The sequence below is a fragment of the Parafrankia sp. Ea1.12 genome (assembly GCF_900465275.1).
Taxonomy (GTDB): Bacteria; Actinomycetota; Actinomycetes; order Frankiales; family Frankiaceae; genus Parafrankia; species Parafrankia soli.
On record NZ_UBIZ01000294.1, the window covers coordinates 1 to 22,814 of the forward strand.

At 73.3% G+C, this 22,814-nt stretch carries 15 protein-coding genes and 1 pseudogene; 3 read left to right on the forward strand and 13 right to left on the reverse strand.

Annotated features, from left to right (window positions below; genetic code table 11):
* Window positions 1-266, reverse strand: a pseudogene (locus FMEAI12_RS38135) (carbonic anhydrase); the annotation flags it as partial.
* A gap of 397 nt (window positions 267-663) precedes the next feature.
* On the opposite strand from FMEAI12_RS38135, the gene FMEAI12_RS14300 reads away from it, so the two are divergent.
* Window positions 664-1,326, forward strand: coding sequence for a cadmium resistance transporter (locus tag FMEAI12_RS14300; protein WP_112106403.1), 663 nt, complete (start codon window positions 664-666; stop codon window positions 1,324-1,326).
* A 74-nt stretch (window positions 1,327-1,400) separates the two neighbouring features.
* On the opposite strand, the gene FMEAI12_RS14305 is transcribed toward FMEAI12_RS14300, so the two are convergent.
* From FMEAI12_RS14305 to FMEAI12_RS14320, 4 genes are all read right to left on the reverse strand, one after another.
* Window positions 1,401-2,273 carry an SDR family NAD(P)-dependent oxidoreductase gene (locus FMEAI12_RS14305; protein WP_112106404.1) on the reverse strand — a complete coding sequence of 291 codons (873 nt, stop codon included), beginning with the start codon at window positions 2,271-2,273 and terminating at the stop codon, window positions 1,401-1,403.
* A gap of 60 nt (window positions 2,274-2,333) precedes the next feature.
* On the reverse strand, window positions 2,334-3,440 hold the full coding sequence (locus FMEAI12_RS14310; RefSeq protein ID WP_112106405.1) for an NAD-dependent epimerase/dehydratase family protein: 1,107 nt from the start codon (window positions 3,438-3,440) through the stop codon (window positions 2,334-2,336).
* A gap of 45 nt (window positions 3,441-3,485) precedes the next feature.
* Window positions 3,486-4,172, reverse strand: a complete 687-nt coding sequence (locus FMEAI12_RS14315) for a TetR/AcrR family transcriptional regulator (protein ID WP_071061768.1) — start codon at window positions 4,170-4,172, stop codon at window positions 3,486-3,488.
* Window positions 4,173-4,403: 231 nt separating this feature from the next.
* On the reverse strand, window positions 4,404-4,805 hold the full coding sequence (locus FMEAI12_RS14320) for a hypothetical protein (RefSeq protein WP_020462702.1): 402 nt from the start codon (window positions 4,803-4,805) through the stop codon (window positions 4,404-4,406).
* A 220-nt stretch (window positions 4,806-5,025) separates the two neighbouring features.
* On the opposite strand from FMEAI12_RS14320, the gene FMEAI12_RS37130 reads away from it, so the two are divergent.
* Complete coding sequence (locus FMEAI12_RS37130) at window positions 5,026-6,093, forward strand: class I SAM-dependent methyltransferase (protein WP_235013997.1); 1,068 nt, start codon at window positions 5,026-5,028, stop codon at window positions 6,091-6,093.
* A 224-nt stretch (window positions 6,094-6,317) separates the two neighbouring features.
* Window positions 6,318-8,543 carry an MMPL family transporter gene (locus FMEAI12_RS14330; RefSeq protein WP_235013998.1) on the forward strand — a complete coding sequence of 742 codons (2,226 nt, stop codon included), beginning with the start codon at window positions 6,318-6,320 and terminating at the stop codon, window positions 8,541-8,543.
* Window positions 8,544-8,693: 150 nt separating this feature from the next.
* On the opposite strand, the gene FMEAI12_RS14335 is transcribed toward FMEAI12_RS14330, so the two are convergent.
* From FMEAI12_RS14335 to FMEAI12_RS14375, 8 genes are all read right to left on the reverse strand, one after another.
* On the reverse strand, window positions 8,694-9,356 hold the full coding sequence (locus FMEAI12_RS14335; RefSeq protein WP_112106406.1) for a LytR C-terminal domain-containing protein: 663 nt from the start codon (window positions 9,354-9,356) through the stop codon (window positions 8,694-8,696).
* A 31-nt stretch (window positions 9,357-9,387) separates the two neighbouring features.
* The gene (locus FMEAI12_RS14340; protein ID WP_112106407.1) at window positions 9,388-10,524 is read right to left on the reverse strand and encodes a hypothetical protein; all 1,137 of its coding nucleotides are present in this window, start codon (window positions 10,522-10,524) and stop codon (window positions 9,388-9,390) included.
* 244 nt (window positions 10,525-10,768) lie between these two features.
* Entirely contained in the window at window positions 10,769-12,046 is a 1,278-nt protein-coding gene (locus FMEAI12_RS14350; protein WP_131625917.1) for a hypothetical protein, read from the reverse strand.
* Window positions 12,043-14,793 (reverse strand): hypothetical protein, encoded by a 2,751-nt coding sequence (locus FMEAI12_RS14355; protein WP_112106410.1) that lies wholly within the window; start codon window positions 14,791-14,793, stop codon window positions 12,043-12,045. Before FMEAI12_RS14355 ends, FMEAI12_RS14350 begins: the two co-directional genes overlap by 4 nt.
* Complete coding sequence (locus tag FMEAI12_RS14360; protein ID WP_071061562.1) at window positions 14,793-15,899, reverse strand: hypothetical protein; 1,107 nt, start codon at window positions 15,897-15,899, stop codon at window positions 14,793-14,795. Before FMEAI12_RS14360 ends, FMEAI12_RS14355 begins: the two co-directional genes overlap by 1 nt.
* Complete coding sequence (locus tag FMEAI12_RS14365; protein WP_071061559.1) at window positions 15,896-16,990, reverse strand: protein kinase; 1,095 nt, start codon at window positions 16,988-16,990, stop codon at window positions 15,896-15,898. Before FMEAI12_RS14365 ends, FMEAI12_RS14360 begins: the two co-directional genes overlap by 4 nt.
* The gene (locus FMEAI12_RS14370) at window positions 16,987-19,656 is read right to left on the reverse strand and encodes a hypothetical protein (protein ID WP_112106411.1); all 2,670 of its coding nucleotides are present in this window, start codon (window positions 19,654-19,656) and stop codon (window positions 16,987-16,989) included. The genes FMEAI12_RS14365 and FMEAI12_RS14370 overlap by 4 nt, the downstream gene beginning before the upstream one ends.
* On the reverse strand, window positions 19,653-22,814 hold the full coding sequence (locus FMEAI12_RS14375; RefSeq protein WP_071061554.1) for a tubulin-like doman-containing protein: 3,162 nt from the start codon (window positions 22,812-22,814) through the stop codon (window positions 19,653-19,655). Before FMEAI12_RS14375 ends, FMEAI12_RS14370 begins: the two co-directional genes overlap by 4 nt.

Here is a 22,814-nt window from a genome sequence, read left to right on the forward strand (position 1 = left end):
TCGGAGGCGGGGTCGTCGGAGCTGTCAGCGGCGGGGCGGTCAGCGGCGGGGCTGGCTGGCGCGCGCCGGGCGCGGCGCCACGGGCGGCGGCCCGGAAGGCGGTCCGGCTTCTCCGGGTGGTCCGGGTTCTCGGCGTGGCCCGGACTGTCCGCGTGGTCTGGGATCTTCGCGCGGTCCGTGTCGGGCTCGGACGGGTAAGGCAGCGCGGTCGGGGCAGGCGTCACCGACGACGGCTGTTTTCTTGGCTCGTGGTGCTCGGCGTGCACGATCGTCTCCTCGGCGAGGGCGCAACGTCAGCGTCAGGCCATCTATTCTCGATGTTGAGTGGTACAGGTTCGAACACGTTACGTGACCAGAACCCGGAACCCCCACCCCGCTCCGCTACTCCGTGGTGGGCGCACAGTAGTCACTGAGCAATAGTCCCAGGATGGAGCCGCGACTATGGACGCGCGGCGCGTCACAACCGCATCGTAGAGTAGCCATCCCGGCCGATCGGGGTGTAAAGGCCCCGAGCCGCCCGCGACCTGCGGCCCACCCGGTCGGACCACTCGCTTCTCGCGGCCGTCGCGAACCGCGTCACAGCCGTGGCGAACCGCCGGTCAGCGGCCGGGAACACGCCCGGTACGGTCGGCCGGTGCCGTTTGCCGCGCCCGTCGCGACCGTGTGAACCCGGGCGCCGTCGGGCAGGCGATCGGCCTGTTCGCCGTCACCAACATCGACGACGTCCTGGTGCTGGCGCTGTTCTTCGCCCGCGGCGCCGGTGACCGGCGCGCCGTGCCGCGGATCGTCGCCGGCCAGTACGTCGGGTTCGTCGGAATCGTCGCCGTCGCCGTCGCCGCCGCGTCCGGAGCGGCGCTCCTGCCCGAGTCCGCGATCGCCTACCTCGGCCTGCTCCCGCTCGCCCTGGGCCTACGCGCGGCCCGGCGGTCCCTGGCGGAACGCGGCGACCGCGCGGCCGCGACTACCGGAGATCCCGCCGGGCCCGGCCCCGACCCCGACGACGAAGCCGGGAGTGAGGAGCAGGACAGGGACGCTTCGCGCAGGGGGCCGGCCGCGCTCGAGGTCGCCGCGGTCACCTTCGCGAACGGCGGCGACAACCTCGGCGTGTACGTCCCGGTCTTCACCGCGGTCGGCGCGGGCGGGACGGCCGTCCACGCGGTGGTCTTCCTCGTGCTGGTGGCCGTCTGGTGCGCGGCCGGCTGGTTCCTTGCCACGAGGCCGCCGGTCGCCCGCGCGCTGAGCCGCTGGGGGCACGTGCTGCTGCCGCTGGCCCTGGTTGCCATCGGCCTGACGATCCTCGTCGAGGGCGGGGCCTTCGGTCTCTGACCGAAGCCCACCCCGCGACGGAAGCCCGCGCTGCGGCAGGAGCGCACCCCCGGGCGGGAGCACGCCGCCCGGCCTCAGGTGCCGGCGCCGTCCAGGGGGCGCTTGGTCAGTGGACGGCCGGTCGAGCCCTCGGTGAAGCCCGTGAACCGGCGGGTCACGCCCCGGGGGTCGGACGTGTCGGTCATCCGCGGGCCCCAGGCGACCATCCCGCCGTCGACCCGGATCGCCTCCCCGGTCAGGAAGACGCTGTCCGGACCGGCGAGGAAGAGCACGATGCCGGCGATGTCCTCGGGCCGGCCCAGGTCGGGCCAGGGCTGGAAGGTCGCCATCCGGGCCCGGATCGCCGCCTCGTCACGTCCCATCACCAGCGGCGTGTCGACGAGGCCGGGGCAGATCGCGTTGACCCGGATGCGGTGGGCCGCCAGTTCCACGGCCGCGTTGCAGGTGAAGTTGATGACCGCGGCCTTCGCCGCGGAGTACGCGGTCGGGCCGCCGCCGCCGCCGACTCCGGCGACCGAGGAGTTGTTGATGATCGACCCGCCGCCACCCTGGGCGATCATCGCCCGGGCGGCGTGCTTCGTCCCGAGGAACATCCCACGGCTGATCACGCCGAAGGTGCGGTCCCAGTCGGCGACGTCGATGTCGGTGAGCGGGCCGAACGCCCCGCCGACCCCGGCGTTGTTGAACATGACGTCGAGGCGCCCGAACCGCTCGACGGCCGCGGCGACGAGCGCGGCGACCTCCGCCTCGTCGGCCACGTCCGCCCGCTCGAAATGGAGCCGGGCGGGGTCGGCGACCTCGTCGAGCAGCCGCTGGGCGGTCGCGTCGTTCACATCGCCGAAGACCACACGCGCGCCGGCGGCGAGGAAGCGCAGGACACTCGCGCGGCCGATCCCGCTGGCGCCGCCGGTGACCACGACGACGCGGTCCTCCAACAAGTCGGGCATGACCGGTAACGTACCGCCGGATCACACCGCCGGTCCCCGTCCCGGAAGACTTCGGGCAGGTCAGCGGCCACGATGATCCACCTTCCCGGGCTCGGTCGGGTGCGGCATGCTGTGCACCGGCGGCGCGGCGTGCTGGTCGACGGCCGAGCGCACCCGGTCGAGGGCGGACCGGTACTCGGCGACCAGGGCGTCCTCGGTCGCGTAGTCGAACCGGTCGGTGAACGACGGGCTGGTGCTGACGTCGAAGCCGGGTCGCTCGGCGTACCACGCCAGGAGCTCCTCGACCGCCTGGACCGTGTCGATCACCGCCTCGCAGCCGAGCTCGCGGCGCGCCTTCTCGGTGCTCAGGACGCAGTGCTCCGTCGTCGTGCCCGCCAGCGGCAGCAGCGTCGTCGTGGCCTCGACGGCGATCTCCCTCGGCAGCGCCACCACCTCGAGATCCGCGCCCATCAGGCGGACGATCAGCTCGACCCACTGCCGCAGCGACCAGTCGGTGGGATCACCGGCGTTGTAGATCTGACCGGCGGCGGCCTGCGGGCGGTCGACCGCGGCGAGCACGAACGCCGCCGCGTTGCGCGCCGCGCAGCGGGTGTGGATCTGGGATCCGCCGTCCGGAAGGATGATGTACGGACGCCCGTCGCGCACGCGCCGCACGATCGACCACTCGGCCGGCCGGGCGTTGTTCGGCCCGTAGAGCATCGGGAAACGGAAGAGCGTGGCGCCCGGGTGGTGCGCGAACGCCGCCTCCTCCGCGTCGACGAGCCGCCGGGAGAACCGGACGGCCGGGTCGTCGGACCGCTCCTGGACGACAGGGTGCTCCTCGGTCACCGGGATCGGCAGCCGGTGCCTCCCGTCACCCGGGAAGAACCCCTGGTAGATCGGCACGCCGCCGATGCCGACGAACTGGCCGCACCGCCCGGCGAGCGCCGGCGACAGGTGCCGCATCCGCCCGTACATGGCCAGGACGACGTCGAACTCCCGTAAGCCGAGCGCCTCGTCGATCGACTCCCGGAAATGCGGATCGCCGTGGATGTGCTCGACGTCGGCGAGCTCCGGCGGCTCGTGGGCTCCCCGGTGGAAGATCGTGACGTCGTGCCCCCTACCGAGCAGGCCTCGCACGATGTGCGGCCCGGTCGGCCCGGTTCCGCCGACTACCAGCACCTTCATGGCTACGCCCCTCCCACCCGGCCGGGGCGCTCCCGCTGGCCGGGTTCACGAAGAAGGCGGACGTCTGACCGGCCGTGCCGGGCGCCCGCCGCCCAGGTCGCCGCCGAGCCCCGCCAGGCAGAACGCCCAGAGATGATCGGCGATCACCTCTGCGGGCTCGGGAGCAGCCGCGAAGGCGTAGTGATGGTAGACGGACATGACGAGCCGGGCGACCAGTGCCGCGTCGCGCTCGACGTCCTGCGGGGCCAGCAGGCCGGCGTCGCGCGCCGCACGGATCTCTCGTGCCACGAGGTCGGCGAAGGGCTGCGTGGCCTGCGCCATCTCCTCCGGGTAGAGCTGGTGCAGGCGCCAGTGCTCCGCGGTGATGAAACGGGGCCCGGTGCTCTCGTCCCCGCTGGCGTCGAGCGAGCCGAGCACCGAGAGGATGTGGCGGCGCAGGCGGGCGACCGGGTCCGGCAGGTCGCGGGCGTCCTGCTCGTAGCGCACGGCCTGATCGGTCACCATCTCCTCGATGACCGCCATGAGGAGCTGGTCCTTGCCCTCGAAGTGGCGGTAGAAGGTCTGCATCGCGACACCGGCCTCCTTCACGAGCTCCTGCGTCGTGAAGGATGTGCCCTTCTGCGCGATCAGCCGCTTGGCCGCGGCGACGATGACCTTCATCTGGCGCATGCTGCGCGATCTCGACCGTTGCACGGACGGCGACCGGTCGGCGGCACGCTCAGCCCAGGACACGACCGAAACGTTACCCGGGTTCACCTCGACGGCTTGTTCAGCTCCCGCGCCGGCCGACACCGACCTGGCCGCGGCGGCTACGTTCCGCAGCTCGGCGGCACCCGACTCGTCGTCTTTCACAGAAACGGCTTCTCGTTCTCTCGTGTCTCGTTCCGACCACCGGGGTCAGGCCGGCGGCGTGCCCGGACGTCCTGGTACGCGGGCGTCCGGGCGCCCTCGGAGTCGGCTGGATCAGCCGTCGTCCTTGGTGAACCCACCGCTGGCCGCCATGGCCTCGAAATGGTCGATCAGCTGCTGGAGCGCGGCGGCGGGATTGAGCTCGAGCACCTCGCTCGGCTCCTCATAGATGAGGACATGACCGGCTGGGAAGAAATACGCCTCGCCGGCCACCGCGACCTCGTCCGGCCAGTCGGTACCCGGGTACACGCAGCGAAGCCTGCCGCTGAACATGTAACCGTAGTGGGGGCACTGACAGACACCGCCGGGCAGACCGATGTAGCCCTTGGTGCAGTCGAGCGGCCCGGTGGCCGTGTACCCGACTTCCATGTCCCCCCACTGGGCGGAGCGGAACCCCGTCAGGGGCCAGCGTCCGCCGCCACCCACGGGTAATTCACTCGGCTTGCTCACCGGCATGCTTCCTCCTCAGCCCTGTCGCCACACAGCCCCGTCACCGCAGCCGTGGCACCCGCCAACTGTAGAACCCCACTCTCGCTCTTGGGAACAGGATCGTGCACTGATCAGCAGAATCCCAACACCCACCGACGCATCCTGCGGGCTCACGACCCCTGTGTGGTCATGGCCTTCGGCCGCCGGCAGCCACCGCCGTGCCTGCCGGCTCGCCCATGATGTGTGGATGCCCGACGACAGTTCCGCGCCACCGCTGCCGGAGGCGATGACCGCCGAACAGGTCCGCCGCTGGGACGAGGTCCTCGACCGGATCCGTGTACTGCTGCCGGCCGGCGCGGCACGCGTGCTGGTCGAGGGTGCCGACGGCCGGAGGGTCGCCGCGGTCGCCGACCGGCTGGCCGCGGCGGTGCGCGGGGCCGGCCGGCCGTGCGTCCGGCCGGCGGCCCTCGAGACGACAGCCCCCAAGACGACAGCCCCCGAGACGACGACGGCCGCGCGGCCCGGCGAGACGGTACTGCTCGCGCACAGCTCCGGCCGGCCCGCCGACCGCACGTCGACAGCCTGGGACCTGGTCGTCGAGCTGCGCACCCGCACTGGCCGCGACGACGATCCCGATCGGCCCGCGGACGTCGTCGTCGACCTGCACGATCCGGCGTGGCCGGTGATCCGCCGGGTCGCGGAGCGGCTCACGGCCGACGACGGCTGGCACGTCACCGAGAGCCGGGCGTTCTTCGCCGTACGCGCCGCCACCTGGGACACCCGCTTCGGCGACGACACTCCCGCCTACACCGCGGCGGTGGCCGAGCTGGGCCTGCCGACGGGGGCGACCGTCCTCGACGTCGGCTGCGGCACCGGCCGGGCGCTGCCCGTGCTGCGCGCGGCCGTCGGCCCGGCCGGCACGGTGCTCGGGCTGGACGTCACCCCCGAGATGCTCGCCGTGGCTCGGGAACACGGCCGGGCGGGGCATGCCGATCTCCTCCTCGGCGACGCCCGCCGCCTGCCCGTGCGGACCGGCGCGGTTGACGCGGTGTTCGCCGCCGGGCTGGTCACCCACCTCCCCGACCTGCCGGCCGGGCTTGCCGAGCTGGCCCGGGTCAGCCGCCCCGGCGGCCGACTGGCGATCTTCCATCCGTCTGGCCGGGCGGCGCTCGCCGCCCGGCACGGGCGCGTGCTGCGCCCCGACGAGCCGCTGGCGGCGGACCGGCTCGGCCCCATGCTCGCCGGCTCCGGCTGGCGGCTCGACGGCTACGACGACCCGCCGCACCGCTTCCTCGCACTGGCCTCCCGCCGCTGACACCAGCCACGCACCGCCGCTGACACCGGCGGTGCAGGCAGGTGTCACGGGCGCGCGCGGACGTCGGCTTCGTGACGTAGCGACGCTTGCGTCGCGGATACGACACACCCAGCCACATGGGGATGTCACAGTCGGCCAGTCCGCTGTCGTCGCAGACGTGAAAGCGCGCGGCGCACCGTGGCGCCCGCCAGCCGGCCGCACCGGCCACGCACCAAGGAGGAAAGATGTCCGGGTTCCTGCACCGGGTGGGATGGCTGGCCGCCGGCCGGCCCTGGCGGGTGATCGGCGCGTGGGTTGCCGCGCTCGTGGTGGCGACCGCGCTCGCCATGGCCTGGGGCGGCGAGCCCCACGACGACTACGACGCCCCGGGCACCGCGTCGCAGCGGGGCACCGACCTGCTCCGCGCCGAGTTCCCGGTGCTCGCCGAGGCCCAGGCACGGGTCGTGCTGCACACCGCCGACGGCAGCCGGCTCGCCCCGGAGGTCATCACGGCCGTCTCCGCCCGGCTCGCAGAGGTGCCGGACGTCATCCTCGTCAGCCCGCCGCGGCCCTCCGCGGACGGCGACACGGCGCTCATCAACGTGCAGTACGACCGGCCGGTCACCGACCTGGGCGGCACCGACGCGGTCGACGACCTCATCGAGGCGACCAGGCCGGCCGCGGACGCGGGCGTCACCGCCGAGTTCGGCGGTCAGGTCGCCGAGAACATCCAGGAGGTCAACGGCCGGGCCGAGGCGGTCGGCGTCGGCTTCGCCCTGGTCATCCTGCTGGTCGCCTTCGGTTCGATCGTCGCGGCCGGGGTGCCGCTGGCGGTGGCGCTCATCGGCCTGGGCATCGGCAGCGCCGGCATCACCCTCATCGCGGCCGGCACCAACGTCAGCACCATCGCGCCGACGCTCGCCTCGATGATCGGCATCGGGGTCGGCATCGACTACGCCCTCCTGCTGATCACCCGGCACGTCGAGGGCCTGCGGGCCGGCCTGACCGTCCGGGAGGCCGCCGCCCGCGCCAACGGCACCGCCGGGGTGTCGGTGCTGTTCGCCGGGGTGACCGTCGTGCTCTCCCTGATGGGGCTGCGGCTGGTCGGGCTGAACACCTATGTGACCACCGGCTTCACCACCGCGGCCGTGGTCGTCACCGTGGTCGTCACCGCGCTCACCCTCGTCCCCGCTCTGTGCGGGCTGGCCGGGACGCGACTGCTGGGCCGCCGGGGCCGCGCCGCGCTCACGGCCGGCGTCGGGAAGGCCAGCGTCGCGGCGGCCGGCTCCCCGGCCCGGCAGACGCTCACCGCCGCCTGGGCCGGCCGGATCGGACGCCGGCCTCTCCCGTGGGCGCTGGGTGCTCTCCTGCTCCTGCTGCTGCTCGCGGCACCCGTCCTCGGGATGCGCACCTGGCCGCAGGACGCCGGCAGTCAGCCGGAGTCCACCTACCAGCGGCGCGCCTACGACCTGGTCGCCGCCGAGTACGGCCCCGGCGCGAACGGCCCGCTGATGCTCGCGGTGGACCTGCGCAGAGTCCCCGCCGCCGACCTCCCCGCGCTCGTGACCCGCATCAGGGCGACGCCCGACGTCGCGGCCGTCGCCCCGCCGGTGACCGCGCCGAGCGGGAACGCCGCGGTGGTCTTCGTGACGCCCGCCGTCGCACCGAGCGACAAGCGTGCCGCCGACCTGGTCCGCCACCTGCGCGCCGACGTCCTGCCACCGGGCATCGAGATCACCGGCATGACCGCGGTCTTCACCGACCTGTCCGGTCTGCTGTCCGACCGGCTGTGGTGGGTGGTCGGCTTCGTCGTCGGCGTGTCCCTGCTGCTGCTGACGGTCGTGTTCCGCTCACCGGTGGTCGCGCTGAAGGCCGCGGTCATGAACATGCTCTCGATCGCCGCCGCCTACGGCGTGGTGACCGCCGTGTTCCAGTGGGGCTGGGGCGCCGAGCTGCTCGGCCTGCCGCACAGCGTGCCGATGTCGAGCTGGCTGCCCGTGCTCATGTTCACCGTGCTGTTCGGGCTGAGCATGGACTACGAGGTCTTTCTGCTCTCCCGCATCCGGGAGGACTACCTGACCACCGGTGACCCGCACGGCAGCGTCGTGCGCGGCCTCGCCGCCACCGGCCGGGTCATCAGCTCCGCCGCCCTGATCATGATCGCGGTCTTCGCCGGCTTCGCCCTCGACCCGGACGTCACGGTGAAGATGGTCGGCGTCGGGATGGCCGTCGCCGTGCTGGTCGACGCGACCATCATCCGCATGATCCTGGTGCCCGCCACCATGGGCCTGCTCGGCCGCGCGAACTGGTGGCTCCCCGGCTGGCTCGACCGCATCATGCCCCACGTGGACGTCCACGGCACCGAACCGGCCACCATCCCGACCGCCCCGACCCGCCCCGACCGCCCCGACCGCCGAACCATCGGCCGTTCCGACCGCCGACGCGGGACTGCCGGGCGACGTGCTGCCTGACGTGGCGGACCAGACAAGCGGTTCCGACAAGCCCGCGTCCGTGGGCTGATCCCGAAGCCGGCACAGAACCGGAGCACCGCCGGGCCCGATCGGTGGTGCTCAGGTCCGCGTGCGGGGCCGGGCAACAGATCAGCCGCGCGGTGTTCTCGGTCAAGCCTTGAAATACCTCGTTAGAACGAGAATCAAGGTACCGTCCGGCGGAATATTGTCACCCCTGTTGAACCTGACCTCGATATTCTTTTCATCATGACTCCGTAATGCCGCCTCCAGCTCCCGAGCAAAACCTTCACCACCTTCCTCGTAAAGAATAACCGTGTGACCGAATGCCACCGCCGCCCTGTAGTTCCCCGTCCTGCGCACAACGAAATTCGCCGCCTGAACCAGAGGGGCCGATTTCGCCGCCAAATCGTCCGTCGGGGAATTGTTGAGAATAGTCACCTCGGGGCGGAGCGGCAGGTTCGGAGCAGTGCTGGGCGACGAGGTTGGCGAGGCGGACTCCGTCCGCGCGGGCTCAGCGGGGGGCTGCGAGGCGGGATCGGTCGAGGTGGGGCTCGCCGAGGCGGAGGGCGTGGCGGTCGCCGTCCGAGTGGAAGGTGCGGAGGTTCGGGGGGGCGTCGGGATGTCCGGCGCGCTGGGAACGGCGACCGGGCCGCCGCCGGCTGGGCCGCTGCCGGGGTCCTGGTGGTCCACCAGTGCGACGATGAGAATCGCGGCGATCAGGGTGACGGCGACGATCGCCGACGACACCGCGACGTCGTGGCTGTCGAGGCCGAATCCACGGCCGTTGCGCCGTCCGAAGGAGAATTTCCGCATGGTTGCCTGCCTTTGCAGGTGGCGGTGCCGGCTACTGGGCCCAGCGCAGCTGCAGCGCGGCGCTGAGATTGTCGATGTCGACCGAGGTGTCGAGCCGTTCGAGAATTTCGGCGAAGGCCTCCGCCACCAGGTCGGTGAGCCCGGCCGTGCCCACCTGGGTCCGAACTCGCCAGGCCAGCCCGTCAATGGTCTCCTGGGCGGCGGCCGACCGGTCCGCCCGGGATTCCGCTCCCCCGCCGTCCATTTCCCCGCCAGCCGAGGCCCCGCCGCCGACCGGGCCGGCGGCCGCCATCGCGCGGGTGACCAGCGTGCGCAGCCTGGTGACCGCGGGCTGCACCCGTATGTCGCCCGGCCCGCCGCCGAGCACACCCGTCGACAGCGCGGACAGTGCGTCGACGACGAGATCGGCCGCCCGCGCCCGGTCGCCGTCCCAGACGTCCGCGAGCTCCGCGCGCAGCCGCGCCAGAACCTCGCCGGCCGCCACGGCGATCCGTTCCAGGACTGTCGGGTCGACATCCGGGGCGACGATCGGCGGGCCGACGGCGAACCCCGGGATCGGCATCCTCAGCTGGGAGAACAGCGAACCGCGCAGGCTCGCCAGGCTGGATTCGTCGCGCCATGCTCCGTCACGGACGGCGTCCAGCAGCGCCCACAGCACCCCGGCGGGCGGGTCGGCCGCCGTCTCGGCCAGCTCCGCGATCCGGCCCTGGGCGGCGTAGACCGAGTTGATCAGATGGATCTCGTACTGCTGGAGGCTTGCCGGGAGGTCCATCGTCGGCCGGGAGGCTCGGCTGACCAGGCTGTCGAGCGCGCGGCGGAGCTCGGCCCGGTCGGTGGCCACCCCGGCCGGGGTGGTGAGCGCCTCGGTCAGCTCGTCCAGGATCGGGTCGGGCCTGGTCCGGGCGGTGGGCAGGCATTCGAGCAGCGCGGGCACGCACAGCGGCCGCTTGCGTACCGGCCGGTCCACCGTCGCGGCGACGCCGCGCTGGAAGACCGCCCGGCCGGCCAGGTTCGGGAAGATCGTGACCAGGACGGCGTGCAGCGCGAGGCTCTCCTCGGCGGACAGCCACTGGCGGCGCTTCATCGCCGAGACCAGCGCGTCCAGCGTGTGGGTCTCGGCCGGCAGGTCGGGCCGGTCGTCGAAGGCGCAGACCGCGAGCCGGAACACCGCCTCGGCCGCCGACCACGGGTCCGCACCGGCCGGACCGGGCCCGCGTGGGCCGGGGCCCGGGGCGCCTCTGGTGTCGTCCCCACCCAGATCGTCGTCCCGGCCGAGGTCGTCGGGCTGGCCGGGGTCGTCGGGCTGGCCGGGGTCGTCGGAGCCGGTGGCCTCGAAAGCGGCGCCGGCGAACGCTCTTTCGGCACCGAAGCCGGCGGAGCCCGCGGAATCGACAGGTGAGCTGGACAGCGGACTACCTCCGCCCGCCGACGCCGCTCACCCGCGGGCCCGCTGCCGCGCCGAGCGCGACGCCGACCGAGGCGAGGGCGAGGATCAACGAGGTCACGCCACTCGACAGCAACGGCGCGGTGAGGCCGAACCGATGGTTGGTCAGCAGAGCCACGAGGGGCAGGGCCAGCCCGGCGACGAGCATGGCCACCAGTCCGGCCGCCAGCACCTGGACCGAGGAGGGACGGGCCGCCAGCACCAGCCGCACCAGCAGCCAGCCGAAGGCGGCGACGAGGAGGCAGCCCAGGACGGCGAAGAAGTGCCCGTACTGGCCAACGAGCGTCGCGACCGGGAGCTCCTGGTCGACCCAGCTCCGGTGCTTGCCGAGTGACGCACTGTCCCAGATCCTGCTGTCCCAGACGGGTTCCGCCCGCTTCTCCAGGTGGCTGTCGCGCCACGCCCTGTCCGCCTTCCCGGCGGCAAGCCAGCACCACACCGTTCCCACGGCCATGGCCACCACCGCGGTGAGCCCCGCCGAGAACCAGAAGCGCCGGGCCGCCAGCATCGCCACGACTCCGGCGGCCAGGATCGCGGCCGAGCCCGGCTCCCAGGTCACGAACAGCAGGCCGATCGGGGTGGTCGCGGCCAGGACCGACCGCCGGAACTGCTCGTCCAACGTGACCTCGCCGTCGTTCCCGGCCGGATCACCGGCCAGCAGCACCACGGCTCCCAGCCCGAGCAGGAGGTAGCGCAGGAGCTCGGTCAGTTGGGCACCGAGCGTCTCATCGACGGGCCCGAACCCGGCGATGAGACCTGCCAGCAGGGCGACCGCGGTAGCCAGGACAGGCGCCGTCCTCGGCGGCGGGACCAGCGCGCGGGGGTCGTCACCGTGCAGCCGGGCCCAGCGGCCGGCCACCGCCATCGCCGCCACGGCGAGCCCGCCGAACAGCAGGGACGGGGACTCCCACAGGAACCGGGACTGGTTCAGGAAGCTCACGGTCAGGACGGCGGCCAGTGCCACCCCGGTGGCCAGTGCCCGCTCGTCGGGGTTGAGTTCGTGCACGGTCAGCACCAGCAGCGCGCCGAGCAGCCCGGCGAAGGCGACCGCCGCGAGCCCGCGCCCGAAGCCGGCGTCGAAGTCGTGGTGCTGCGCCTGGACGTCCCACAGGGTGAGCAGCATCGGCACGGCCGCTCCGGCCACGACCCACGGCAGCGGGAACCGGGCGGATTCGGGCTCCGTGTCGGGGGCCGGTTTCCCGGCGTCCCGGGACCGGGTGTCGAGGGCGGGCTTGGTCGCAGTCACCGCCACAGCGCCGCCAGGCCGGTGATCAGGCAAGCCGCCAGAAGGGCGAGGGCGTACCTGTATTCGCGCCAGCCACCGAGCAGGCCGTACCTACCGCCGATGGAGGAGTCAGCCTCGTCGGAGCCGGTGGATTCGGCTTCGTCGCCGGAGGTGAGCTCGATCCGCTGGTCCAGCAGGCCCGCGACCTTCAGGGAGTGCCCGGCGGAGTCGGGCCAGGCCTTTGGCAGCGTCTCGGCGAACCAGGCGGACACCGGCGACAGCTCGTCTCCGATCTTCGCGTTCGCCAGCTCGTTTATGAGACCCGCGAAGACCTCGTACGGCGAGCCGACCGAGGCCTCGGACGCCGACACGCTGGCCGCGGCCGGTTCGTCCGCGTCCCGTGGGTCCGGCTGGACGGCCGGCTCACGCGGCTCGGTCTGGGCGGCCCGCTCCACCACGTGAAGCAGCTGGGCCCGGAGCGTCTCAACGGCCCCGACGAACTCGTCGCTCAGCATGTTCTGGGCGCCCGGCGCCTCGGTCAGCGCGGCCGTCAGCTCATGCACGAGCTGGTCTGCCGGCAGCCACGAGTCCCGGTCGAGGAGGTGGTCCGTGCGGCTGACGAGATCCGTCCCGATCCTGTCCTGCAGCCGGCGCACCGCCGCCGTCTGGTCCGGCGCCTGCGCGAGCGCGTCGACCCGGGGACTCTCCAGGGGCAACCCGTCGTTCTCGGAGCCGGCCAACCGCCGGACGACCCGCCGAAGCGGGAGAGCGTTCTCCGCGGGCAGCCAGGCCGCGGTCGCCGGCAGGCTCGCGGTCGTCAGCAGGCCGTCACGCACGGAAAGCCCGGGGACGACCGCGGTGGCCCACCGCACGAGTCCGAGGAGATGGTCGGCAAATGCCTGGTGAACGCGCTCCTGTTCGCTGACGGCAGGCGGGCCGGGGTCGGTGTGGCTGATGGGGGCGTCCTCAGCCTGCTCCGTCAGCGCTCGGGCAACCGCCAGGTCCGGCCGCCACGGACGCGCGCGGTCGGCGTGGCGGGGTGCCAGCTCGGACGACGGCTCTTTCGGCCGCCTGTCCTCGCCGGCATGCTCGGGCGCCGTCGGGACATGTACGAGTAGAAGAAGCGCGTCGCGCGTCTCCGCGAGCAGCAGGGCGTTTCCCGATTCGAGTTCCAGCACCCCGGCCAGGCAGTCGACGACATCCACGGAGGCGGGGACCGCGGTGGCGTCCGGGCTGGCCAGGCGGGCCAGCGCGTCGACGGCCGACGGCCGAACGCGTCGCAGGCCGGGGTCCGTCATCTCCTCGTAGGGTTCCCTGGCGGCACGTGGAGCCAGCCCGGGCATCACCCGCATCAGGAACTTCCGAACATGGTTGCGCTCCACCGGCGTCAGCCACTGGCGGCTGCGCAACGCCCGGACGAACGCGTCGACCGTGTGCGTCGTCTCCCCGACCAGGCCGTTGTGCAGGTTGGCGATCGCCCGGCGCAGCGTGTCCTCGGCGTGCCGCGTCTGCTCGGCGGCGGCGGCGGTGGGCCCGGCCACCGGCACGGCTGTCGGCGCGGCCGCCGACGCGGAGAAGGCCTCAGGTACCCGCGGCCCGTCGCCCGGTCGGGGCTCGCCCCAGGCGTCCTCCGGACGCCCGTCGCCAGCCTGGGCCTCCGCGTGCCTCCATCGCTGCCCGGGTGGCTCTCCGAGGGGTGCGACCTGACGGGAAGCAGCCGGGATCGTCGGCTCGGTCGGCAGGATGACCGGCTGGCTCCGCGGCGGGCCGCCCTTCCGGATCGCCCAGTCCTCCACCGCCCCGGCCCAGTTCTCCGGCTGCCGCAGCAGGCTGTCGTTCAGCCGAGGAAAATGCGCCAGCTCGCGCTGCAGGTATGCCCAGACCACAGTTCTGGCGATGTACTCGAACGGACCGTCCCCGGCGGCGCCGTCGCGCACGTACGGCTGATGGTCCTCACGCAGTCCGGGAGCAAGGAAGACATACGCGACCGGCCGGGTGAGGCCACGCTCCGGCTGCACGAAGTCCGGCATGAACAGAACCTGCGGATCGCGCTGATGGGCACCGACGCGCGGGTAGGTGGCCTCGAACGTCGAGTACGTCAGCCGGTCACGGCCGTCGCCGATCTGCCGCAGCAGCTCCGTGAGGACCAGGACGAGCGCCGCCGCCGCGGGCTCGTCCGCGCCGACCGGCACGAGCTGCCGTCGCCCGCCGAAGACGGGTGCGCCGCCCACGAACTCGGCTCGCAGCTTCAGTACCGCCGCGAGCAGGGCCGCCAGCGGGTTCACCAGGAAGATGTTCCCGCGCCCGGACACCGGTGAGGTCAGCTCCAGGGCGTCCGCCAGGACCGCCTCCTGCAGCCGGACGACGTTCGCACCAATGTAGGCCGTGAGGTCCGGCCGCGCGATCAACGCCACCCCGCTCTGGTCAGGGTCGGTCAGCTGCCGGCCCACGGGCCAGTGCGCCAGCCGCGCCGCCCCCCATCCGGTGAGGTCCTCGGCGGAGCCGACCAGAACGCTCACCCGCATGTCCCGCCGGGAGTCCGAGCCGGTCTGCTGGCGCAGGACCACGGCGCCCTGCTGGTCGTCGCGCAGGTAGACCCGTGAGGTGGACGGCTGCCGGACGTGGTTGGCGCGGTTGATGTTCTGCCAGCCGCCCAGCCACTGCGACCACCAGCCGCGATCCGGCGGGTTCTCGATCGAGCTGGCGACGAGGACGAAACCGTCGCGCTCGTTCGCGAACGCGTACTCGTTCTGGTCGATGCGGCCCATCAGGTCCCGACCTCCTTGGCGGCGTCCTCCCCGAGCAGGCCGGACATCGCGAAGATGGCCGCGAGCGGGTCGAGCACCCGCCTGGGCCGGACACCGCGCGGGAAGACCTTGTCGAACGTGTCGCCGCGGTCGTCCGTGACCGCCTTCGAGCCGGTCGCGGACACGAAGTGCAGCGTGGCCCGGCGGAACGTCTCGAACGGGCGCAGCCAGGCTCGGGCTCCCCGGGCGTACAGGAACGCGTACGCGTCGCGGCTTTCGTCCCGGATCTCGGTGGGTTCGGCCCGGCCGTCGAGGTAGGCCGACAGACTGGGCCGGCGGTACCAGCGGGCCGCCGGCTGCTCGAAGCGGTAGAGGTCGGACTTGCTGACGGCCAGCGCCACCGGCAGCCGGTCGGTCAGGCCGGGCTGGGCCCGCAGCCGGGCCATCACCGTCTCGAACGTGGCGTCACCGTCGGACGGGGCGTTCTGGCGCAGCGCGTACTCCGGGTCGACCACGAAGATCAGCGCGTCGAGCGCGAGGACGAACCGCATCGACCGGGTCCGCGCCACCAGGTCGTCGCCGGCGACGTCGAAGAACGCCACCGCGCGCTGCCGGCGGCCGTCGCTCACCACGAGCGCGTCGGTGAAGGTGACCATGGCGTCCGACTGCACCCTGGCGGTGTGCTCGATCGCCCGCCCCTCGTCGACCAGGGACGCGACGTACTGCCGCCAGTACGCCCGGTGCGCCTCCTCGTCGACGGGCACCGCGGTGAAGCCCAGAGGACCGAGGCCGCCCCGCTCGATCTCGCTGACGATCGCGGCCAGCAGGTGCGACTTGCCCGACTCCGTGCGCCCGATGAAACCGATCACCAGCGGCGGCCCGTAGCTGGCGTAGGAGATCGGCAGGTAGTGCCGCTCGGCCATGTCCGCGGACGGGTTCGGGCAGCGCCGGTAGGCGCCGATCATCTCGTCGTTCCGCTTGACCGGGTCGCCCACGCCGGAGAGGTCCAGCGGGACGTAGGCGCCGTCCCGGAAGGTGAACAGGTCCGTCTCGTCCCAGTCGAAGACGTCCAGGCAGATCGGGCAGCGCACCTCGGTCGGTCCCAGTGGGATGGTCACCGTGCTCATCGCCTTCCGCGGTCCGCGCCGCCGGTCGTAGGACGCGGCGTCGGCTCGTCGTCGCCGGTCCCCCGCCGCCGCACGATCGCGTCGAAGCTGCGCAGTCCCTCGACGAACCGGGCGTCGCCGCCCGACCTGGCGCGCCGGGTGCCGGCCGCCCGGTCGACGTCCCGGCCGAGGGCGGCCAGCACCTCGGCGGCCGGTGGGCGCAGGTCCGGATCGTGGTCGACCATCCGGCCGAGCGGGCCGTCCGATCCCAGCAGCCGCTCGGCCCCACCGCGGCGCGTCGAGGCCCGGCCGGACCGGTCGGCGATCACCTCGTTGAGGACGCGGCCGACGCTGTAGACGTCCTCCTTCGTCGTGGCCGGCCCGTCGCCGTACACCGCCTCGGGTGCCGCCCACCGCGGGTCGGGCGCCGGGCCGCAGCGCTCACCGACGAGCACCGCGTGCCGGAAGTCGGTGATCTGGACGTGCCGGTCGTCGAACTGGACCGTCCGGGTGGTCAGCCAGCGGTGCACGACGCCGGCGGACTCCAGCAGGTCCAGCGCGCGCAGCAGGCTGGTCGGGAACTGCTCGACCTGGTCGAGCAGCAGCCGGCCGGCGAACCGCTCGACCGGCCGGCCGCGCTCGGCCAGCAGCACGAACGGCTCGCGGTCGGCGTCGTCGGGGTAGTAGCCGACCAGGTGGGACAGCTCCCGCGGGTAGTTCTCCTCGCCGAACGCGTCGACGAGGTGCAGGCCCATCTGGATCTCGTTGTCGACGGCGTCGATCCCGTCCGGCGCCCGCGAGGTCGCGGCGGAGTTGGCGGGTGCACGCCGCCCGGCGGCGTGCACCCGCTTCTGGACGTACTCGACCAGCCGGTCGGCATCGACGACCAGCCTGGTCCGGTAGAACGGGTCGGCCGCCGGGTCGTCCTCGGTGACCCGGGCCCGCATCGTCCGGCGGCGTCCATAGACGTCACGATACGCGATGGTCTCCTCGCGCAAGGTGTCGATCGGCTCGCCGCGGCTGGTCCGGTGCAGGTCGGTGTCGCCGCGGCCGGGGCGGGGGCTGGCATCCCACCAGTCGCCGCCGAGTCCTGATCCGCTCGGCGGGCTCATCGCCCCCCCTTGAGCACGGTCTCCACCGTGCCGGGGCGCATCCGCACCAGCCGCAGCACTCCGGCGACCTGGCCCCACTCCGGCCATTCCAGCTCGCCGAGCACCGCTGAGGGCAACGGGTCGAACCCCCACCCGCCGCCGGCGCCGGTACCGGGCCCGCGCGCCACCAGCGAGGGCTGCGCGGCCCGCGGCGCGAACCGCACGACGGCCGCCGAGCGGGCGTCGACGTCGAGCAGCTGCAGGTGCTCGGGCGCGCACAGCTGCATCAGCCCGCTGTCGGCGACGTCGGCGCGCAGCAGCACGCCGAGCCGGTCCGACTGCTGCCAGGCGGCGTCGACGAGCTCGCGCCGGTCCGTGTCGTCCGCGCGGAACGGCGGGGTCGCGTGGACGCCCATCCGTTCGAGGTGCCGGTTGTAGCGGTCGAGGCCGTGCCGGGTCTCGGAGACGACCCGCTCGCCCAGCGCGTCGAGCGCCTCCCGCTCGATGTCGGGCCAGCACCGGTCGATCACGCTCGCGATCAGGTCGACGACGTCGGCCTCGACCACGTCGCTGATCGCGGCGCCCATGGAGCGCAGGCGCAGCGAGACGTCGGTGTCGACCCCGGCCTCGCGGCTGCGGGGCGGGCGCGCCGGGAAGCCGCGCAACCGGTCCGAGTAGCCGGTCAGCGCCGAGGTGACGTCCTCGAAGGCCAGCGACATCGCCCGGACCAGGTCGGCGCCGGCCCGCCGGGGGCCGGTCAGCGACCAGTCGTACCGGGCGACGTCCTCCATGAGCGCGATGGTCCCCTCGGACATCGCCCGCGCGAGGGTGACGTACTCGCCGGGATGCCACCGGCGCACGGCCCGCGACCACACCAGGTACGGCCACCACATCAGGCCCACAAACGCCAGCGCGCCGGCCACGATCCGCACCGGCAGGCTCAGTACCGGGTCGAGGCTGTCGGCGGTGCCCAGCACCTGCCCGACACAGCCGGCACCGAGGGCGATGATGACCAGAGCGGCCAGGTCGACCGGGCTCCGGTCGCTCTGGGTGGCCTCCTTACCGAGCAGGAACCACCAGCCCACCAGGCCGACGACGGCCAGCAGGCCCAGGGCGGCGGCGGCCTGCGCCAGGGTGGCCGGCTCCTGCGCGCCCACGGCCAGCAGGGCGGTCGCCCCGGATCCGATGAACAGCGCGAGCACCGCCAGGAAGATCCAGTCGGACATCCTGTGGTTGGACAGCGGTGTCATCCGGCGGGCCACCACGAGCGGCCAGCCGCGCACGGCGACGAGCAGGGCCGCGCCGGCCCCGGCGAGGGCACTGGAGCGGGCCGAGTCGGGCGCGGCGGCGGCGAGCAGCCCGCAGACCAGCACCGGCAGGATGGCCAGTGCCGACAGCAGGTTGACGTCCAGCCTGCGCGGCATATCCCGCAGGTACTGGAGCCGATCGGTGTCGCACGCCCGGTCCAGGTCGTCCAGGCGGGCGGCGCTGCCGACCGGGACGAGCATCCCGTGCATCCAGCTCAGCCAGCCGATGATCTCGGTGACCGGACGGCGGCTGTCGAGCGCGCCCGTGACGAGGTGGCGCAGCGAGGCGAGCAGGTCCACCCGCTGGGTGCCCTCGGGCGGGGCGAGGGCGAAGCCCCGCCGGCCCAGCTCGAGCAGGTCGGTCGTGCCCAGCGGATGAACGCTGTCGTACTCGGTGAACATCCGCGACAGATCGTCGCGCAGCCTGCCGAGGTCGTGGCCCACCTGCATGACACGGGCCGTCAGCAGCCCTGCGGGGCTGCGGGCGGCCTTGCCGCCCGCCCGCAGGTTCTGCAGCACCGGCCCGGGGCCGGTGATGACGGCATGCGCGTTCACGGCCTCCTTGAGCTGGCCCCGGAAGCCCCGCGCGACGTGGTCCATCCCGCCGTCGCGGGCCAGGATCGGGTTGCCCGCCTCCTTGGCCCGCGGGTAGCGCAGCAGCAGCCGGAACGGGTCGGTGACCAGGCCGCCGTCGGGCTGCTCCTCGTCGCCGTGCCGGCGCGGGGCGAGGATCCGGTCGATCGCGCGGACCCGGGCGTCGGCGAGCACGTCGTCGTCGACCTGCCCGATCATCGCCCGCAGGCCCGGCGAGGCCACCCCCTCCGGCATCGACCGGACGACCTCGTAGACCCGGTCGAAGACCTTCGGCGTGAGCAGCGCGTCGAACAGCGCGTCCAGCACCGGCCCCTGGGCCGGGGAGCTACCCGTGGCGATCGCCTGGGCCCGGTGCTGGCCCATACCCCAACCGATGCCGCGCGCGTCGCCGACCCAGAGCATCACGTGCGACGCCAGCTCGAACGGCTTGTGCAGGGCGACCCGGTTCGGGTCGACGGCGCTGTCGGCCACCAGGCGGCCCAGCCCGCGGCCCACGTCGTCCAGCGGCGGCCCGACGGCGAGGCAGATCACCTGCTGCACCCCGGGTGCCTTGACGATCAGGCCGAGCGCGTCCGCGTGCGCCTCCAGGTCGCGGGTGTCGTCGATGACCAGGACCCGGGTCAGGTCGCTCTCCATGAAGCCGAGCGAGGTGGCGAACGCCCGCTGCACCTCGGTGAAGGACCCGAAGGAGAGCAGGTCCTCGTACCGCTCCCGGAGGTCGATGTCGATGACCTTCGCCTCGGCGGTGGCGGTGGCGGAGGTCCGGCCGGTGGTGTCCGTGCTCACCTGCCGAGGTCCTTCCCGCGGGTGCCGACCATCTCGTAGAGCTGGCGCAGGTTCGCCCGCACCGGGGTGGAGACGTTGGAGAACCCCATGTCCAGCGCGGCCGGCACGGTGTACGCCCAGAAGGCGTGTTGCTGCTCGGCCCAGCCCCGGCTGCCCGGCGGCAGCTTCATGAGCATCTCGGCGAGCAGGTCGGCCTGCTTGTCCGCGTTGTCGACGAACGCCCGGAACACCGGGTGCGGGTTGGCGGCCCGGCCGGTCACCCCGATCGGCACCACCCGCATCAGCTGTTCGGAGAAGTCCCGGCGCACCCGCTCGTCGTCCGCGAGCGACCAGTCCTCGTAGGCGCGGAGCATGCTGCCCCATGACGAGGCCGGCTCGAACGGGGAGAGCGCCAGGGTCATGCTCACGCCGTCGCTGTCGGTGTCGGTGTTGGGGTCACCGAGCGAGACCCGGATCGAGTACGGGGACTCCGTCCCGCCGGCCAGCGCCTGGACCTGCCCGTTCCACATCGCGCAGAGCAGCCGGTGCAGGATGCGGACCCGGTCCTCCTCGGTGGTGGCCAGCCAGCCGTAGTCGAAGCCGAGCCGCTGGCGCCACCTGAGGAAGTCCTGCGACTGCTCGTTGCGCAGCGCGTCGGCCCAGTGGTGCAGGATCTCCCGCAGCTCGGGCACCTCGGTGATGCTCATCGAGGTGCGCAGCAGGACGACCGCGACCGAGTCCGCGTTGATCGGGCGGAACTCCATCGAGATGCCGCTCTCGTTCGGCAGCCGGATCGCGCGGGCGAGGTAGCCCTCGATCTGGGTGTCCCGGGCCCCGGCCGGGTAGGAGACGAGGATCTTCAGATTGCCGGAGCCCTGGGGCGAGAAGCTGGCCGGCACCAGACCGTGGATCTTCGTCTGGAACTGGCGGATGTCGTCCTCCCCGACCGCGGCCGGGCCGTCCCGGCGCACCGTCGCGGCGAGCAGGCTCGCCATCGTCGGCAGCAGCGGCTCGCCGTCGAGCCCGTCGGACTCCTGGAACAGCCGCTTCACCGCCTCCTGCAGCCGCTCCCGGGCGACGGCGACGGCGGCCTCCCCGCCCCTGGTGACGGTCGCCTCCCACACCCGGCGCCAGCCGTCCGGGCCGAGCAGGCGGTGCATCACGTCACCCTCGGAGGCGGCTCCCCGCAGGCCCAGCGCGGACGTGAGCCGTTGCAGGGCCCTCTGGTAGAAGTCGTCCATGTCGCCGTGCGGGGGCAGCAGGTAGGTCACCCCGACCCGCGGCCGGAACAGGTCCGCCGTGCGCCGGGCGAACTCGCCGGGCTCGGAGCGGCTGTGTTCGTCGAAGGCCTCGGCGGCGAGCCTCAGCTGCGCGCGGAACCGCCGCAGGGCCTTCTCCCAGCGCACCTGCTGCTCGTCCCAGGCGGCGTTCCAGACGCACCGGGTACGCCAGCTGTACCAGGTGTCCTGGCGGTGGATGGTCTCCACCACCTCCCGGTCACCCCAGCGCACCTTGGCGCCGAGGCGCCGGTCGCGGATCGCCAACGGCGCCGGCGGGTTCACCGAGATCCCGGCGGGCGCGGGCGGCTCGGTGCGGCGGTTGGCCAGGAAGCCGACCACCCCGCCCCGGCTCACCGGGTCGCTCTCCCCCGCGCGGCCCTCGACGATCCGGCGGGCGTGCAGCAGGTCGACCTCGCCGAGCAGGTCGTCGAGGCCGGCCGCCGGGTCGAAGGCGCCGGCGATCGCCGGCACCTGCTGGCGGACCATCGTGCCCAGGCCCGCCAGGTTGCCCTCCATGGCCTGCAGCCGGGCCCGCAGCGCGGAGAGGATCTCCGCCGCGCCGCGGGCCGGTGCCGGCTCGGTGAACTGGAAGGGCTGCCGGGTGACCATCGGGCCGATGTTCGCGGCGGAGGCGAACCGCCTGATCATGCCGGCGTCGTCGGCGGCCGTGCCCGGGGCGGGCGCGGCGAGGTCGTACGCCCCGCGGGCCAGCAGCCGGGAGGCGACCAGGTCGGCCAGCTCCTCGACCGGGATCGTCATGGACGCGACCAGGCTCGTCGACACGCCCCGCCGGCCGATGCCGGAGGACGCCGGCACCTCCCGCTCGACGCCGCGGTTGATGAAGTCGTCGGCGAACGACTGGTAGAGCCGGTCGGCGATGGCGTCGCCGTCGTCGTGTTCCTGCCCGGTGCCGACCAGGGAGAGGATCAGCGACACGACCGAGCGGTGCAGGTCGTCGCGTTCCACGCCGTCGGCCCGGTTGAACAGGAATCCGGTCTGGATGGTCGAGGGCAGCAGGTTGATCTGGCCCTCGCCGTCCGGATACTGGACGCCGAGCGTGCCGGAGGTGCCGCGCGCGGTCAGCTCCGTCCCCGCGTCGTGGCCGTTCTGGTCGTCGATGAGGCGGAACAGGTCGAGCAGCGCGCGGCCGGCGTTCAGCCGGGCCCGCCGGCCGCCGCCGACCCCCTCGTCGAACGCCGAGGGCATCAGCACCAGCGGGTAGATCTGCGCCCGGACCTTCGAGCGCTGCAACGCGTCGCCGATCAGGTGCAGGTAGTCGTAGAAGATGCCGGCGCCGGTGCCGCCGGCGACGGAGAAGGCGACGAAGACGTCACAGGTCTGCCCGAGCCGGCCGCCGAGCGCCGCCAGCTCCTGGCCGGAGGTCGCGATCTTGCCGACTGCGTCGGACAGCGGACGGCGGGCCGGCGCCACCCCGGACCGGAACGTCTCGAACAGCGCCGCCCGCCCGACGGTGGGCAGCTGGCCCGCCCCCCGCATCAGCGGCGCCACCCGGGGCTCGCCCTCGGCCGGCGGCAGCCAGCCCCGGACCAGCTCCCGCGCGTTCACCCGCAGGCTGCGGGCGACGTCCGGGTAGGTGTCGACGGTCGGGATGAGGCCGTGCGTGACGTGCTGGGTGGGCGCCGCCGCGTTCGCGTGCTCCTCCGAGGGGACGACCCGGGTGCGCAGCCTGGTGAGCTCGGACTCGTTGAGGTCGGCGTAGACGAACTGCACGCAGGACGGCAGCTGGTAGGGCAGGTAGTTCTTGCCGGGCACCCGCAGGTTCAGCGCCCGGCCGTCCGGGCCGCACAGCTCGTGTCGCAGCCGGCGCTCGAGCTCGGCGCCGACCAGGCAGCCTGTTCCGCCCAGTCCGACGAACAGCATGGGCTGGTAAATGTTCAT

Excerpts from the sequence above, each read along its gene's own strand:
- FMEAI12_RS14330 (WP_235013998.1), top strand. The coding sequence starts at position 6,318 with ATGTCCGGGTTCCTGCACCGGGTGGGATGGCTGGCCGCCGGCCGGCCC.
- FMEAI12_RS14335 (WP_112106406.1), bottom strand. The coding sequence starts at position 9,356 with ATGCGGAAATTCTCCTTCGGACGGCGCAACGGCCGTGGATTCGGCCTC.
- FMEAI12_RS14375 (WP_071061554.1), bottom strand. The coding sequence starts at position 22,814 with ATGAACATTTACCAGCCCATGCTGTTCGTCGGACTGGGCGGAACAGGC.
- FMEAI12_RS14355 (WP_112106410.1), bottom strand. The coding sequence starts at position 14,793 with ATGGGCCGCATCGACCAGAACGAGTACGCGTTCGCGAACGAGCGCGAC.
- FMEAI12_RS14310 (WP_112106405.1), bottom strand. The coding sequence starts at position 3,440 with ATGAAGGTGCTGGTAGTCGGCGGAACCGGGCCGACCGGGCCGCACATC.
- FMEAI12_RS14305 (WP_112106404.1), bottom strand. The coding sequence starts at position 2,273 with ATGCCCGACTTGTTGGAGGACCGCGTCGTCGTGGTCACCGGCGGCGCC.
- FMEAI12_RS14365 (WP_071061559.1), bottom strand. The coding sequence starts at position 16,990 with ATGAGCCCGCCGAGCGGATCAGGACTCGGCGGCGACTGGTGGGATGCC.
- FMEAI12_RS14320 (WP_020462702.1), bottom strand. The coding sequence starts at position 4,805 with ATGCCGGTGAGCAAGCCGAGTGAATTACCCGTGGGTGGCGGCGGACGC.
- FMEAI12_RS37130 (WP_235013997.1), top strand. The coding sequence starts at position 5,026 with ATGCCCGACGACAGTTCCGCGCCACCGCTGCCGGAGGCGATGACCGCC.
- FMEAI12_RS14360 (WP_071061562.1), bottom strand. The coding sequence starts at position 15,899 with ATGAGCACGGTGACCATCCCACTGGGACCGACCGAGGTGCGCTGCCCG.